Origin of the sequence: Salmonella sp. 2018103, assembly GCF_026247685.1 — a bacterium.
In the GTDB taxonomy this organism is placed as follows: Bacteria; Pseudomonadota; Gammaproteobacteria; order Enterobacterales; family Enterobacteriaceae; genus Salmonella; species Salmonella enterica.
In genome coordinates this window covers 1,276,435-1,291,907 of record NZ_CP111029.1, presented here as the reverse complement: position 1 = coordinate 1,291,907, position 15,473 = coordinate 1,276,435, and the positions used below count along the sequence as shown (strand labels likewise).

Genomic DNA, 15,473 nt, shown 5'->3' with positions numbered 1-15,473 from the left:
ACCCGTCTGTTACTGCGCCGGTGTCGGTTCGGCATTAAGGGTCAGACGCGCAACCTGATTAGTTCTGATAAAGCGGCTCAGATCGACAGGTTTTCCTTGATACTGGATCTGCACCGCGGCCGGCGCGCCAATTTTAAGTTTATAAGGCGCCTGGCCTGTTAGGTTTAAATTACCATCTTTACGCTGCATACCGCTAAACAGCTTCTTACCCGTGGCGTCAGTGACTTCGAGCCAGCAGTCAGCGGTAAAATTCATCACCAGCGCGTTCGGATCGGCAGCAGGCGCCGCTACGCCAGCCTGACTGGTCGGCAACGCGGACGGCGTTTCCGTTGCCGCTGGCGCGGCAGATGTCGCAGCCGTATCGACATTCGCCTGCGAAGGCGCGACTACCGTATTTTGCGTTGCCGTTGCCGTTGACGCTGGCGTTTGCGTCGCCGCTGTCGAATCAACCGGCGTCGCAGGAGCCGGAGCCGTTTGCGCTGGCGTCGTATCCTGACTTGTCGCGTCACGGGTGTCCAGCGGTACGCTTTGGCCGCTGTCTTTATCTGCGTTCAGTTCAGCCGTGCTTTGATCGGCCATTGTCGTGATCTCTTCCTGCTGCGCCTTATGGTTCTGCCACCACCAGGCGCCGGTCAGCCCTACGACCACAAACAGTACCAGCCAGGTAAAAGACATTAACCAGCCGTCGCGTTTTTTGCGACGCTTTCCTAATGAGAAACTCTGCATCGGAGCGACTTTGGCGGCGCGCAGCGGGGCCTGTTTTTCCAGCCCCGGCAGCAGTTCCTCTTCTGGAACATGCACCAGACGCGCATATGAGCGGATATATCCGCGCAGGAAGGTTGAAGCAAGATCGGACGGCGCCTTATCTTCTTCAATATCGCGTACCGTAGAAACCTTCAGGCAAAGTCGCTCAGCGACAGCCTGCTGGCTGAGTCCGAGTTGTTCACGGGCATTGCGCAGACGAACGCCGGTGGTTTGTGCTTCATTTTGGTCGTGCGTGGCTTCAGTATTCATTCGCTACAGCTACAGGTACGTGTAAATTAGGATTCAGGCGCCGACGAGCCGTAATGCCCGCCCACACCGCGAAACATCAGGTTAGTTAACCTTAGTCAGACAGTATAAGCCTGTCAGGCCGCAGATGACAAAACCGCGTAAGACACAAGGCTAAACTCTTGTTGCACCGTTACATACTGCCTTAAAGTCGACAAAAACGCACCGTTATTATTGACCAGACAAGTACAACGCCAGACATTATTCAACTGACATTGCGCCACGGTATAATGAATGCACAGTGGCGCAACTGCTATCAAATAGCCTTGATGTCAATCACCTCTCCCTGCATACGCTTACGCAGGGTACGTTTAGTACGGTCAATCACATCGCCTGCCAACTGTCCGCATGCCGCATCAATGTCATCGCCACGCGTCTTGCGTACGATGGTCGTGAAACCATAACTCATCAAAACTTTAGAAAAGCGATCGATACGGCTGTTAGAGCTGCGGCCATACGGCGCGCCAGGGAACGGGTTCCACGGAATCAGATTAATCTTACAAGGCGTCTCTTTTAGTAGCTCCGCCAGTTGATGCGCGTGTTCAGTGCCGTCGTTGACGTGGTCAAGCATCACGTATTCAATCGTCACGCGCCCCTGATTGGCGTTGGATTTCTCCAGATAGCGGCGAACCGCGCCCAGGAACGTTTCGATATTGTATTTTTTGTTGATCGGGACGATTTCGTCGCGAATAGTGTCATTCGGCGCATGTAAGGAGATAGCCAGCGCGACATCTATCATATCGCCCAGCTTATCCAGCGCAGGCACCACGCCGGACGTTGAGAGCGTGACACGACGTTTGGACAGGCCGAAACCAAAGTCATCGAGCATAATTTCCATCGCCGGTACAACATTGGTCAGGTTAAGCAATGGCTCGCCCATCCCCATCATGACCACGTTGGTGATCGGACGCTGGCCGGTGACTTTGGCCGCGCCGACGATTTTCGCCGCACGCCAGACCTGACCGATAATTTCCGATACGCGCAGGTTGCGGTTAAAGCCCTGCTGCGCAGTTGAACAAAACTTGCACTCCAGCGCGCACCCTACCTGTGAAGAGACACACAGCGTAGCGCGGTCGTCCTCCGGGATGTAGACCGTTTCAACGCGCTGATCGCCGACAGCAATCGCCCACTTAATGGTGCCGTCTGAGGAACGCTGCTCTTCAACGACCTCCGGCGCGCGGATTTCCGCGACCTCTTTTAATTTGCCGCGCAACACTTTGTTGATGTCGGTCATCTCATCAAAATTATCGCAGCAATAGTGATACATCCATTTCATCACCTGATCGGCGCGGAAAGGCTTTTCACCTAAGTTTTTAAAAAACTCGCGCATCTGCTGGCGGTTGAGATCCAGCAGGTTGATTTTTGTTTCGTTGTTAGGAACTACCGGGGTACTGCTTTCAGGTGTGACAATTTGTTCAGACATATGCTATTCCGGCCTCGTTATTACACGTTATGGCCCCTGGAGGGTTGAAAAAAGAAACGCCCCGGTAAGCTTACTGCTCGTCCGGGGGCGCTGCATTGTACAAATTCTGGCGTAAGGATGCCACGTCTGCACGCGGCATTAGCAAAAATAATATTTGAACCGATAATTTATCGCCAACGCATTTACAGTGTGAAAGACGAAGGAGATTAACGGGTGCGCGGGCACACTTCGCCTTCACCGAAGAAAAAGGCGATTTCGCGCTGCGCGGATTCCAGCGAATCCGAACCATGGGTGCCGTTTTCAGTTAAGCTATCAGCGTAGTCGGCGCGCAGCGTACCCGCCAACGCGTTCGCCGGATTGGTGGCGCCAAGCAGATCGCGGTGACGCTGTACCGCATTTTCACTTTCCAGCACGGATACCACGATAGGGCCAGAGGTCATGAACTCCACCAGACCGTCAAAGAACGGCTTGCCGTCGTGCTCAGCATAGAAGCCGCGCGCCTGCTCAACAGTCAGGTGCAGCATTTTAGTGCCAACAATTTTGAACCCTGCAGCTTCAAAGCGCGCAAAGATGCTGCCAATAACGTTTTTTGCCACCGCGTTGGGTTTAATGATGGAAAAAGTCCGTTCAATAGCCATGTTTACCTCTAAAATATGTTCTGTTGTTATGTCAGGCGCGGATTATAAAGAGCATCCCATCAATTGCCTATGGATGCAGGTAACATTTTTTTAAAATAAAATGAGCATTAGCAACAAAAGTTAAAGGCGCACAGCAAACTCATGGGACTGACACAGCACGCAGTGCGTGTGTTCAGACGTAAGAGCATGGAAAGTACGTTTGCAGCTTTCGCAGGTGAGCGTATGCACCGCACTATGCCGCGTTGAGGCGGGTTCCACGTCAAACCGTAGCCGCAGCGCCTGATGCGGACATACCGCCGCACAGCCGCCGCATCCCGTACAACGCGCCGCCGCTATCGTCAGGGTATTGTCGTCAAACTGGATAGCGTTCTCCGGGCAGCTTCGCCAGCAGGCGCCGCACATCCTGCACTCTTGCGGACTGATTTCGGGTACGCATTCGCTGAACGCGGAAAACGCCTGTCTGAGACGCCGTTTCCCCGGCTCGACGGCGCACGGGGTAATGGCGTCGCGCGGGACATGAAACAGAGTGCGCCGCGAGGCGTTAATCTCCGCGCCGACAACGTGTTTGAAAGACCAGCCCGGCTCGCCATAGCGGCGCAGCGCTAAATTTAGCCCCGCCAGCGCCATCAGCCACTGCGCCGATCGCTCCACCGCAATATCAATAAAGCGAATACCGTACTGGCTGTGCCAGAGAAGCAGTTCATCGACCGTTGGTGCCTGTAGCGAAAACGGCCCCACCAACGTATCCCCCTGCACAAAGCGTTTAACCGGTTTGATACCGGTAATGGCGTCAACAGGACAGACAAACAGACAGTCGCCACAGGCTATGCAGCGCGTCGTATCTATGCTGGCCTGCCCCTGTGCCAGCGAAAACGCCTGCGCCGGACAAACATCGGCGCAAGCGCGGCAGGAAGAAAAACGAAAGCGACGACGGACGCAGGCCTGCGTCACGTCTACCGCCGGATCGATCGTCAGGTTAACCATCAGCCAATACTAAAGAAGACGTAGCGCAGCATAATCTCGCCGATAAGCAGCAATACGCTGCCCGCCACCAGTGTCCCTCTGGCGTTTCGCAGACCGCCTGCGGCAAAGCAGAGCATTCCCGCCGCTGAGACACACCAGCCGAGAAGATAGACGTCACGCAACTGCGCCAGCGCCTGTAGCGGATGATGCGGGAAAGTGACGACCGTCGTATCCACCGCATTAATATCCGCCAGCCATAGCGGCTGCATGATCAGGCGAATCAGCACCATCAGTGCGACCACCACCACAGCGCAGCGCATTGCGGCGCCAGCGTTGCGCAGATAAGCCAGCGCAATGACTACCGAGCCGATAATGCCTGACGTGCCAAAGAACAGCGCCAGCGTGTTGCTATGCTGCCAGGTCGCCACCGAGGCATGGATATAAACCTGCGCCATGCAGAATACATCCACCAGCCCGAACGCTGCCGCCAGCGCCAGCAGCGGCTGCCAGCCTGGCTTTCGGAAAAACAGCAGCACAACCCCCAGTCCCAGCGCCGCCAGATAAAGGCTGGCAAAGACGATTTCGCGACTCAGCCACGAACTGGCGACATGACGTAACGCATTTAGCGCATTCAGGGGATAGCCCATGTGCAGCGCTGAAGCAAGCAGCCCCACGCAGGCCAGTACAAACGCCCCCGCCATCGCGGGAAGCGCGCCGCGTGCAGGCACGCGTCCCTCTACGGCGTACTGGCGGCCCAACGCCAGCCACACTGTCACACCCACAGACCCTTGCAAACAGAGCGTAAAAATCAGCAGCGGTAACTCATGCATGGCGTTTACCCTCTTTTTCTGCGCCCTGATGCGCTTTGACAACCAGATTAGGTTTGGTTATGGATGAATCTGGCAGCCCGTAAACGTCGCATACGCTACCGTACTTCGCGCGCAGTTCATCAATCGGGCCAAACTTGATGGCCTCCAGCGGACAGGTCGCGACACAGACGGGCGGTTCACCTTTCGCCAGTAAATCAACGCACATGTCGCACTTGGACATTTGGCCGGTCTGCTCGTTAAGCTGCGGCGCGCCGTAAGGGCAGGACCAGGCGCAATAGCCACAGCCGACGCATTTGTCGGTATCAACGCGCACGATGCCGTCGCCCGGACGTTTATGCATAGCGGTAGTCGGGCAATTTTTGGTGCAGACAGGGTCCGCACAGTGGTTGCAGGAAATGGAAAGCGTATAAGCAAATACATTATTGCTGACCCCGCCCTGCCCGGTCGGGATGAAACTTCCGCCCTTGACTTCATAGACGCGGCGGAAACGACGGCCTACTTCCAGATTGTTTTTGTCTTTGCAGGCCACCTGGCAGGCTTTACAACCGGAGCAGCGTGAGGAGTCGATGAAAAACCCCAGTTGTTTATCGCTCACCGGCGGGTAATGTGTAAACTGACTCATGCTTTAGCCACCTCCACCAGCATGGTTTGATGTGAATTTCCCTTCGCCAGCGCGGTAATACGGGCCGAGCTGAGGACGTTCGCACAGCCGCCTTTATCAATACCGTTCTCATCCGGCTGCCACCAGGCGCCGGCCTGCATCGCGACAACGCCAGGAATAATGCGCGGCGTCACTTCCGCCGGGATTTCGCAAATCCCGCGTGAGTTATGAATGCGCACCATGTCGCCATGCGTAATGCCGCGCTTTTGCGCATCCTGCGGGTTGATCCACAATGTCTGCTGCTGCACTTCAATCAGCCACGGGTTAGCGTATTGCGTTGAGTTGGCGCGGTTTTTTCCTTTCCACGTAATTAACTGGAGCGGAAAATCTTTTGCCAGCGCATCCTCCGGGCCTTCATGTGCAGGAACGTAGTGCGATAACGCCGGGATTTCCGGATGCTGCATGTCGTACAGGCGCTTCGAGAAGATCTCTATTTTCCCTGACGGCGTCGGGAACGGATGATTGTCCGGATCGCGAATATTGTCTTCAAAGGCGACAAATGGCGCGCTTTTGAACAGATGCTGACGGGTCTTTTGCAGCGTGGCGAAATCCGGCAGATTTTCGTCCGGCATCGCCAGGCGCGTCTGTTCCCAGATGTGTTCAATCCACGCTTTCTCATCGCGCCCCTGGCTAAATTCATTCTCAATGCCTAATTTCGCCGCCACCTCACGTAGCCAGTCGTAGTCGGAGCGCCGCTCAAATTCAGGCTCGATCAGCTTTTCAGAGAGTATCAGGTAGCTTGCCGTGCCCCAGGTTTCACCGATGTTCCAGCGTTCCATAAAGCTGGTTTCCGGCAGCAGTAGATCAGCGTATTTCGCGCTCGGCGTCATAAACAGATCGCTGGCGACAATAAACTGGATCTTTGATTCATCCTCCAGTACGCGTACCGCCTGGTGCAGATCGGGGTTCTGATTCGCCAGATAGTTCCCGGCCAGCGAGAACAGAATACGGATGTTACTGTCCAGCTTATCGGCATCTTTCAGCCCCATATCCGGCGTCACTTTGCTGGCGTCGTCTGCGGCCTGTACCCAGTTCATCACCGAAATTTTGGCTTTTACCGGGTTATCCGGCATCTCCGGACCCGCGGCAAATTTACGGTTAGCGCAGCCGCCGTAACCCGCAGCCCAACCGCCTTTGATGCCGACATTACCGGTAATGGTCGCCAGTAGGGTCGAGCCGCGCGCGGTGCGCTCGCCGCAGTTGTGGCGCTGTGGTCCCCAACCCTGAATCAACGCGGCGGGTTTGGTATTCGCGTAATCACGCGCTAACTGGCGAATGGTTTGCGCCGGCACATGGGTGATCTTTTCCGCCCACTCGGGGGACTTAACGACACCGTCTTTGGCGCCGGTCAGATACGCCACCAGCGATTCGTTAGCCGGTACGCCTTCCGGCATTGAGTCTTCGTCAAAACCGATAGCGTAGCGCGCAATAAATGCACGATCGTGCAGATTCTCGCTGATGATGACGTACATCATCGCGTCCATCAGCGCATTGTCGGTGGTGGGCAGTAGCGGGATCCACTGATCCGCCAGCGACGAAACGGTGTCGGAATAGCGCGGATCGACCACGATAAACCGCGTACCGTTCTGCTTCATCTTCTGCAAGAAATAGTTGGTATGACCAAAAATGGTCTCCGTCGGGTTATGGCCCCACAGAATCACCAGTTTGGTCTCCAAAAGCGTATCCAGCGAACTGCCGCTGGCGGCAATGCCGTAAGTATAAGGCGTTGCGGCCGCCGTGTTGCCCATACTCACAGAATGGTAGCTTTCGAGATAGCCGCCGGTCAGATTCAGCAGGCGACGCGCCATTTTATCGCCGGAAAAGGTGCCGCCGGAAACGGCAGTGCCAACATGAACATAGCGCGAAGCCGGGCCATATTTTTCAGTAATCGATTTTAAATTATCGGCGATTAAGGTTGTCGCTTCATCCCAGGAAATTCGCTCGAATTTTCCTTCACCGCGTTTTCCTACGCGCTTCATGGGATATTTAAGTCTGTCAGGATGATAAACAAATTTACGGTATGCGCGTCCACGAACACAGGCACGCATCACCGGCATTTGCGCATCCAGCGCATTATCCGGTCGCGTTGAAATTCGCGTCACGATACCTTCACTGACATGCGCCCGAATATCGCATTTGCCCCCGCAGTCAAAAGTACTGCATGTCTGGACGACTTTTTCCGCAGGCCTGTTTTCAGTTGCCGTCACAGCGCGCGCCTGAGCGGTAGCTGGCGAGGAGACAAACGGTAACGCAATAAGCGCGGAGCTGGCCTGGATAAAATGGCGGCGAGAAATAGCGGGCTGTTCGCCATTTCCCTGGCTTTTTATATTTTTCATGATCCGACTCGTCAAATAAAAACCCATTCTCACGTTTTTAAGTGTTAGATCTCTTGATATTTATCAAGCTCCCTCATTAAGGGTAATTCCGGAAAATTAATAATTCTCATTAACTTTAAATTAAATGAAATTCATAATTTATTCTGAAGAGTTGTTAACGTATTAATTCAAAATTAACCGCTGCAACCTGACCGGACTCATCCATTACGACAAGTTGATAACGTCCAGCGATATTGAGTAATAAAGAAAGACGATTATTTTCGCCATTAACAGGTTCGCCATTTAAAAACCACCAGCGACGCCCTTTACCGCCGGTAGTCGAGACGGGCAGCGTGACGTTTTCCTGGCCTGGCAATTGCCTGATCACCGCGCCATCCCTCACTCCTGACAGCATTAACGGCGCGGCATCATTGCCCTGCAGCGGCGGACAGTGGTCGGACGCCGCTGGCAAGCGGGCGCTACGTCTTTCCGCAGGCGGCAGCCACGGCTCCAGCGGCCGCGGCCAGACGATAAACGTATGCGCACGCGCCTGCGGACAGTCGGCAGCGACACGCCGCCCCGTATCATCCAGCCAGACCGGGAAACGAATACCGTTGATGTCTTCCTGCTCAGGTAACAGCAGCGTGGGCGGCTGGCTGTCATCGAGCAGCCATGTCGCCAGTCGGCGGCGACAGTTGCTGTCTCCGGCAGGCAGAGTCTGTCCGCCCGGCCAGCAAATGACGCCGCGGCTTACCGTCTGCGGACGCGGATCTTCCGGCAGGCGTCCCGTATGCGCCAGTAACAGATTATTGACCTGGTTAAGCAATGGCACCGCGCTGGCAAAACCAAATTGCCCCACCACAGGCGTGCCGTCGGGTCTGCCTGTCCAGATGCCGATGATATAGCGCGCGTTAACGCCAATAGCCCACGCATCGCGATAGCCGTAACTGGTGCCGGTTTTCCACGCCAACGGCACAATGCGCGGCAGCGCGTTATCCGGCAAGGGTTGCGCTTCATCCGCCATAATCCGTCGAATGATCCACGCCGCTCCCGGCGACATTAATGGTCTTTCCGACAGCGGATCGTCCGGCTGTAACCGTAATTTCGCCGCTTTCCCATGACGAGCGAACGCGCTGTATGCCGCCGCCATCTCGTCAAGCCGCGCGCCCGCGCCGCCCAGAATCAGCGAAAGATTGGGCGCCGCGCCAGCAGGCAAATATAGCGGCAGGCCGACGTTACGCAGTTTTGCCGCAAATCGTTTCGGCCCATAGGCTTCAAGCACCTGAACGGCAGGCAGATTCAGCGAGCGTACCAGCGCGTCGCTCATGCTGACCGGGCCGTGAAATCCGCTGTCGAAGTTTCCCGGGCGGTAATCTCCGGTGCGGCGCGGAACGTCCTGTAATAATGATGCGGGATGGATCAAGCCGTCATCCAGCGCCAGACCGTACACAAAGGGTTTGAGTACCGATCCCGGCGATCGGATCGCCGTTACCATGTCGACATGACCAAAACGGCTGTCGTCATTAAGGTCTACCGATCCTACCCAGCCGCGCACGCTCATATCGGTATGATCGACGACGATCATCGCCAACGAACTGCGTGCCGGCAGCCGCCCTTTCCATGCCCGCGCCAGATCTTCCAGTTGCCGCTGCAATCCGGCGTCCAGCGTGGTCACAATTTTGTCGTTCTGGCTTTTACTCAACATCATTCGGGCAAAAAGCGGCGCCAGTTGCGGCATTTGACGCGGCGCCAGCCAGACCGGTTCTTCACGCGACTCGCGTACCGTTTCGGCAGGCCAGACGCCCTGAGCCGCCATCCGATCCAGCACTTTATTTCGTGCCGCTTCGGCTCTCGCAGGCCAGCGGTCGGGGCGTAACCGGCTCGGCGCCTGCGGCAATACGGCCAGCAGCGCCGCGTCAGCGTAACTCAGGCGCGCGGGCGGCTTGCCGAAGTAGGCCCAGCTTGCAGCGCCAATACCCTGTAGCGTGCCGCCGAACGGCGCGCGGTTCAGGTACAGCGTCAGGATATCGCGCTTGGACAAATGCCATTCAAGCTGGAGGGCGCGCCAAAGCTGGCGGATTTTACCGCCGAACGTGCGCGAATGCGGGTCCAGCAGTCTCGCCACCTGCATAGTCAGCGTACTGCCGCCGGAAATAACGCGCCCGGCGGTAAGATCCTGCCACGCCGCGCGCGCGACGGAGAAAGGGTTAACGCCAGGGTGCCGCCAGAACCAGCGATCTTCGTAATTGATTAAGGCCTCCAGGTAACGGGGAGAGACCTCTTCAATCGTCACCGGATAACGCCAGATCCCCCCGGCGTCGGCAAAGCGCCACAGCGGCGTACCGTCATGGGCTACCACGACCCGCGCAGGATGGACCTCATTGAGCGGCAGCGGCCAGAGTTTATCCGCCGCCCATAACGCCAGGAAAATAAAAAGCGGCGCGCCCGCCAGCCACAGCCAGCGGCCACGTTTACCACGCCAACCGTTCATTTAAGGCGTCACAATCAGCAGCCCCTCGCTCGCGCCGGTTGCCCGCCACTGAGGCACGTACATCGATTCCACCTGCGGTTGCGCAAGCTGGTACGTCCCCGGCGTTACCGCGCGCGCCAGGTAGACCAGCGTCACGGGCTGGCCCTCATTGACAACGACGGCAGCCACAAACCGATCGTCGCGGAATTCCATATACTGAATATCCGCCTGCTGCATCTGATTAAGCAGATTTTGCACTTCGCTACCGCTCTCCGGCAGGCTGGCGCTGCTGTCAGCCAGATTCTGGTTTTCCAGCTCCAGTCCGGCCGGGAGCAGGTCCACCACCAGCGCATCCGGCACATTGCGATCGGCCACTACCGTTAACCAGACCAGCACCAGTTCGCCGCTACGCAACGAGGACAGCGATTTGCGCTGACCATCGGTCCCCAGTATTTGTCGTTCAATCTGCAAAACGTTGCTGGCAGGCTCAGGCGCAGATGAGGGATAGCCGCTGCTATCCAGACGCAACCATAGCGGCTGGCTACCGGTGTTCGTCACCTCAAGGGCGGCCAACTGGTCAGCATCCAGATTACGGGTCAGCGCCTTGTCGCCCGACAGCGGCTGCGCCTCTAACGAGGTCTGCGCCTGCCAGGCGCCCGCGCTGGCCTGTCGCGAATGCGCGGCGAGGAACAAGGCATTGTTCTCCTGGGTAGAGAGCCAGCGCTGACCGAAGGCCTGCTCAGAAAGCGAGCTTAATAGCGCGTTTTGCGCGTCCGGTCTGAGGTTGTTCTCTTCCAGTAGCGACAACATCAGAGCGTTATCGCGCAGAGAACTGCCGTAATCCGCTATCCATTGCCGTTCGTCCTGACGCGGCGTATTCAGCGCCAGCGTAATGGCCTCTTCGCCGCGTCTGGCATCACCCATCGTGTTTAACGCGATGCCCAATTGCATCAGCGGCAGTCCTGAAGCCGCCTGACTACGGCGCTCCCAGATTTCGCGCAGCGCGCCGAGCGGCGCTTTCTGCTGACGCGCCAGTACCAGCGCGGCGTAAGCCTGAGCGGCAAAAGTACTGGCCTGGGTATTATCGCTATAACGAATCAGCATCGTGCCGGGATCCTGCAGATAACGCAGCAGTCGCTCATTGCCCCGGTTAATGGCTTCCGGCGGGACGCTATATCCCTGCTCGCCCGCGCGAATGAGGAAATCCATCGCGTAGGCCGTTAGCCAGGGCTCTTCCGCCCCATCTTCATCCCATAGCGCAAAACCGCCGTTATCACGCTGCATCTGTAGTACCCGTGAGATGCCGATATCCACTGCGGCGCGCCGTTTTTCATCGCTATCGCCGGTAATACCGAGCGACTGCAATTGAGCGGCATTGGTATACAGCGCCGGGAATAACCCGCTGGTGGTTTGTTCCAGGCACCCGTACGGATATGCTTTCAGCTCGCGAATGTAGCGCGCCAGATTGAGCGGCGGTTTTCCGCTTAACAGCAGTTGTCCCTGTAACGTGGCTGGCGAGACGTTTGCCAGATGCTGCTCTGGTACATGCCAGCTCTCTCCCGGCGCCAGCGCAATGCCGCTATTTACCGTTTGGGCAGGCCAGGCCGGACGCACGCCGATTTGCCACTGCTTATGCTGCGCGCCGAGGGTTTCTCCCGGCAGATTCAGACCGCTAATGGTCGCCTGGATTTCGCCTTCGCCCAAACCTTCCAGCGCGCGTACCGGAACGAATAAGGTGGTGCGCACGCCCGGCGCCAGGTTGACCGGTTGCGGCTGCTGGCTAAGCAGTTCCAGTAACCCACTGGCGGCGAGCGCAATATTCAGCGTCTGCGGGCGGTCGGTCAGATTGGTGACGTCCAGCACCAGTCGCGAAACATCCCCTCCCGCCAGAAAACGCGGCATATTCAGCTCGGCAATCACTGGCGCGGCGACAACAACTTTGCTTTCGCCACGACCAAAATCGTCCGCTGTCCATGCCTGCGCCATAACCCGCAGTTCGCCGTTAAAGTCGCCAATCGGCAGCGTTACGACGCCTTCGCCCTGCTCATTGAGCGTGATCGGCTGCGCCTGCTGCGCGATGATATTGACATGGTTTACCGGCGGTTTTCCGCCGCGCTTAAGGTCGTCGCCATCGCCGCCAAAACGCAACGCCGCCAGCCGCCCCTGCCCTTCAATGACCTGGCCGTAAATATCGTAGATATCCGCACCGTAGCGTTTTTGACCGAAGAACGCCTGCCACGGGTCCGGCGTCGCGTAATCGGTGATATTCAATACGCCGCTATCGACTGCGGAGACCAGCACGTTGATCTGTTTTGGCATTTCGCCGTGTTTAACACTGGCTTTCACCCTGACGGTGAGCGGCTGATTCGGGCGCATTTTAGCCGGGCTTTCCAGCGCCAGATCGAGGCGGCGGTTTTCATCCCCCAGCGGTAGGTGTAGTAACCCCACGGCGCGTTTTGGCGTCGCGGAACGAGATTTATCGCCGGGACGCACCACCAGCGTACTGAGATAGAGATCGTGGCGATTCCAGGTTTTATCCACCGGAATCGTGAGCTCCAGACCTTGTGCCGGCACATCGATTGCCTGCCACCACAGCGGACCATCGCTGGACTCCACCATGGCATAACCTTTACCGGCGACCGGCGCGGCGATATGCAATTTCATGGTATCGCCTGGACGATAATTCGCTTTATCCAGTTTGAGGGTGACGCGATCCGGACGCGCCGCGCCGCTACCGTCGCTGTTATCCTGCCGGCTATAGCCGGCCCAGAAACGAACGCTGCTGACCGTCTCATTCGGCGCTTTGACCTCCAGACGGTACGCGCCCCATTCCACCGGGAAGCTGACTTTTCCGGTTTCATCCGCGTTCAGATCCAGCGTCTGCTCGCCCTCTACCAGATCTTTTTGATCAAACTGCGACTGCCAGCCTTCGCTTTCCGACCAGTTCCAGTAATAGTCGCGACGCTCGCGGATGAGCCGCACCTGTAAACCAGACACCGCTTTTTTCTCGCCCTGCGCGTTGGCGTAAACAATATCGAATGCGGCGTTGCTGTCTTCGTCGACAATCGGTTGATTAACGGTGGTATCCGTACGGTAGTCGTATACCGCTTTGGCGGCGAACTGTGGACGAATTCCCGGTAACGTATCGGCAGGCCAAATCGCCTGCTCTACGCGACGAGTGACCGGACGACCGCCAGACTCCAGCAGGCTGGCCTGTAGAATCACCTGCAGCGGCGAATGCGCTTCTTGCCACTGGCTGGCAGCACTCACTTCACCACGCCCGCCTTTATCCAACGTAAGCTGAACTTCGTCCAGGCTGCGCGAAAGATTCTCTTCGGCAATATTGCCGAACTGGAAACCAGGCAACGCCGCGACAGCGTCGCGCAGCGGACGCAGGAAAAGTTGCCCTTGCAGGGTATTGCCGATAGCAGGCGCGCCATACAAGTAATAGCCGACAACGGAGAATTTCACCTCATCCGCAGGTGCCAGCGGTGTTTTTTGCGCCGTCAGGTTGAGCGCCATCCGCTCCGGCATAAAGTCTTCCACATGGAAATCCCAACTCCGCAGCAAATTATCGCCGGTGTTGGCGCGGACATGCCACAAGCCGGTCGGCGCGTTGATATCCAGCGGATAATTCAAACGGTATAGCCCGTTTTCCGGCTGGCTGACGATGGTACTCATCACCTGTCCATCTGGTTTTACCACTTCCAGCTTAACGGGTTGATCGGGCAGCGTTTTACCGTCGCTATCGCGCAGTAATCCGTTGAGGATAACCGTTTCGCCCGGTCGGTAGAGATCGCGCGGGCCGAACATAAAGAACTGCTTGCTGTAGCCGGGCGCGCCAGCGACATTAAATTCCGACAGATCCAGAGCCGGAAGCGTGAGATCGAGCAGCGTGGTCTGCTCCTCTTTACGCGCCAGTAATAGCGCCGCCGCTTTATCAGCTTCCAGTTGCACATGTCCCTGCGCGTCGCTCGTCGCCTGCGCCAGCGTCTGACCTTTATCATTCAGAAGAACGATCTCAATTCCCGACTGCGCCGCGCCGTTTTCCAGGCTTTGCGTAAAGATATCCAGCCGATTATGGTAACGGTGCGCGGACACGCCGATATCGCTAAGGGTAAACAACGTAGCGGCATTACTATAGTTGTAGTGTCCAGCCTGATTCATTACCGCCACATATACGCCCGCCTGTTGCAGCGGCTTAATATCGCTTAATGGCAGCAGCAGTTTCTCACGCGTATTGCGCGCCGGATTAAGATCAAAACGACCGGTATAAACCAAATCCGCCATTTTCAGCAGATTGTCGGACTCCCAGTTAGAGAGAGAACTACGGTACTCCCACTGGCTGACAAATGACGCCAGCGATCCGGGCTTAACGCGGAAAAAGTTCACATCAACGTGGTTGACGTTAAGCGCCATGACCGGCAGTCCTTCCGCGATTTTCCCCGGTAGCAGCGATCCCCGGCTGGCAAAGCCGACGCTGGGCTGGACATCACGCGTGGTAATCGTTTTTTCATAAGACTTGCCGAAGGTGGCGTTATTCAGCGCTTTAACGGCGGGATCAACCGTGACCACCAGCACGCGTTCAGGTTCCAGATGACGTAACCTTAGCTCTTTTAAATTTGGCGCCAGCTCCCATGCGCCGTCAACGCTGCCGCTTTTCTTATCAACCACGTGAACCACACGGGAGAAATCCTGTTCAGGATCTAAAGGAATTGAAAACGTCAGCACCAGCGTCGCCGCGCCGTCGAGCTGCGCTTCGGAGGCGTCTAATAGCGTGAGCGCTTTGCCCTGGCTTTGCTGCGCCAACTTCTGTAGCTGTGCCGGGTCTTGCGCGGGCGAGGGCTGCGCTACGGCTGGAGCTTCGCTTTTAGTCGTCGGGGCGGTTTTATCGTTGTTATCGCATCCCGCCAGCGCCAGCATGATCATGCAGGCCACCACGCGTAAATGTTTCATCTTTCATCCCTGGCCTTAACGGCCTGTCAGCAACGGTTGATGAGATATTATGCGCGAGAAATTTTATTGTGTAAGTCCGTATTACTGTGATGATGCGAAAATTTTACGCAGAAATGTGGTTTCGCCAGCCAAAACAGCCTCTTCTACTTGTCCCTTTTCGGGAAACG

9 protein-coding genes are annotated in these 15,473 nt (G+C 56.7%); all 9 read right to left on the bottom strand.

Translation table 11 applies throughout. From position 1 onward, the window contains the following. Positions 1–9: 9 nt before the first annotated feature. Positions 10–1,014 (bottom strand): cytoskeleton protein RodZ, encoded by a 1,005-nt coding sequence (gene rodZ / locus OLG56_RS06210; protein WP_061377278.1) that lies wholly within the window; start codon positions 1,012–1,014, stop codon positions 10–12. A 292-nt stretch (positions 1,015–1,306) separates the two neighbouring features. Further along, positions 1,307–2,473 carry a dual-specificity RNA methyltransferase RlmN gene (rlmN, locus tag OLG56_RS06205; RefSeq protein WP_000003213.1) on the bottom strand — a complete coding sequence of 389 codons (1,167 nt, stop codon included), beginning with the start codon at positions 2,471–2,473 and terminating at the stop codon, positions 1,307–1,309. 206 nt (positions 2,474–2,679) lie between these two features. Next, a complete protein-coding gene (ndk, locus tag OLG56_RS06200) occupies positions 2,680–3,111 on the bottom strand; it encodes a nucleoside-diphosphate kinase (protein ID WP_000963846.1) in 432 nt (143 codons plus the stop codon). A gap of 120 nt (positions 3,112–3,231) precedes the next feature. After that, positions 3,232–4,095, bottom strand: a complete 864-nt coding sequence (locus OLG56_RS06195) for a 4Fe-4S dicluster domain-containing protein (protein ID WP_061377277.1) — start codon at positions 4,093–4,095, stop codon at positions 3,232–3,234. Continuing rightward, positions 4,095–4,904 (bottom strand): dimethyl sulfoxide reductase anchor subunit family protein, encoded by an 810-nt coding sequence (locus OLG56_RS06190; protein ID WP_000544895.1) that lies wholly within the window; start codon positions 4,902–4,904, stop codon positions 4,095–4,097. The genes OLG56_RS06195 and OLG56_RS06190 overlap by 1 nt, the downstream gene beginning before the upstream one ends. Beyond that, the gene (locus OLG56_RS06185) at positions 4,897–5,526 is read right to left on the bottom strand and encodes a DMSO/selenate family reductase complex B subunit (RefSeq protein WP_023214300.1); all 630 of its coding nucleotides are present in this window, start codon (positions 5,524–5,526) and stop codon (positions 4,897–4,899) included. Before OLG56_RS06185 ends, OLG56_RS06190 begins: the two co-directional genes overlap by 8 nt. Next, positions 5,523–7,901, bottom strand: a complete 2,379-nt coding sequence (locus tag OLG56_RS06180) for a DMSO/selenate family reductase complex A subunit (RefSeq protein WP_061377276.1) — start codon at positions 7,899–7,901, stop codon at positions 5,523–5,525. The genes OLG56_RS06185 and OLG56_RS06180 overlap by 4 nt, the downstream gene beginning before the upstream one ends. Positions 7,902–8,055: 154 nt before the next feature. Further along, positions 8,056–10,371 carry a peptidoglycan glycosyltransferase PbpC gene (pbpC, locus tag OLG56_RS06175; RefSeq protein ID WP_023201541.1) on the bottom strand — a complete coding sequence of 772 codons (2,316 nt, stop codon included), beginning with the start codon at positions 10,369–10,371 and terminating at the stop codon, positions 8,056–8,058. Continuing rightward, positions 10,372–15,306, bottom strand: a complete 4,935-nt coding sequence (locus OLG56_RS06170) for an alpha-2-macroglobulin family protein (protein WP_061377275.1) — start codon at positions 15,304–15,306, stop codon at positions 10,372–10,374. Positions 15,307–15,473 lie beyond the last annotated feature (167 nt).

Excerpts from the sequence above, each read along its gene's own strand:
- OLG56_RS06185 (WP_023214300.1), bottom strand. The coding sequence starts at position 5,526 with ATGAGTCAGTTTACACATTACCCGCCGGTGAGCGATAAACAACTGGGG.
- ndk (WP_000963846.1), bottom strand. The coding sequence starts at position 3,111 with ATGGCTATTGAACGGACTTTTTCCATCATTAAACCCAACGCGGTGGCA.
- OLG56_RS06190 (WP_000544895.1), bottom strand. The coding sequence starts at position 4,904 with ATGCATGAGTTACCGCTGCTGATTTTTACGCTCTGTTTGCAAGGGTCT.
- OLG56_RS06180 (WP_061377276.1), bottom strand. The coding sequence starts at position 7,901 with ATGAAAAATATAAAAAGCCAGGGAAATGGCGAACAGCCCGCTATTTCT.
- OLG56_RS06195 (WP_061377277.1), bottom strand. The coding sequence starts at position 4,095 with ATGGTTAACCTGACGATCGATCCGGCGGTAGACGTGACGCAGGCCTGC.
- rlmN (WP_000003213.1), bottom strand. The coding sequence starts at position 2,473 with ATGTCTGAACAAATTGTCACACCTGAAAGCAGTACCCCGGTAGTTCCT.
- rodZ (WP_061377278.1), bottom strand. The coding sequence starts at position 1,014 with ATGAATACTGAAGCCACGCACGACCAAAATGAAGCACAAACCACCGGC.
- OLG56_RS06170 (WP_061377275.1), bottom strand. The coding sequence starts at position 15,306 with ATGAAACATTTACGCGTGGTGGCCTGCATGATCATGCTGGCGCTGGCG.
- pbpC (WP_023201541.1), bottom strand. The coding sequence starts at position 10,371 with ATGAACGGTTGGCGTGGTAAACGTGGCCGCTGGCTGTGGCTGGCGGGC.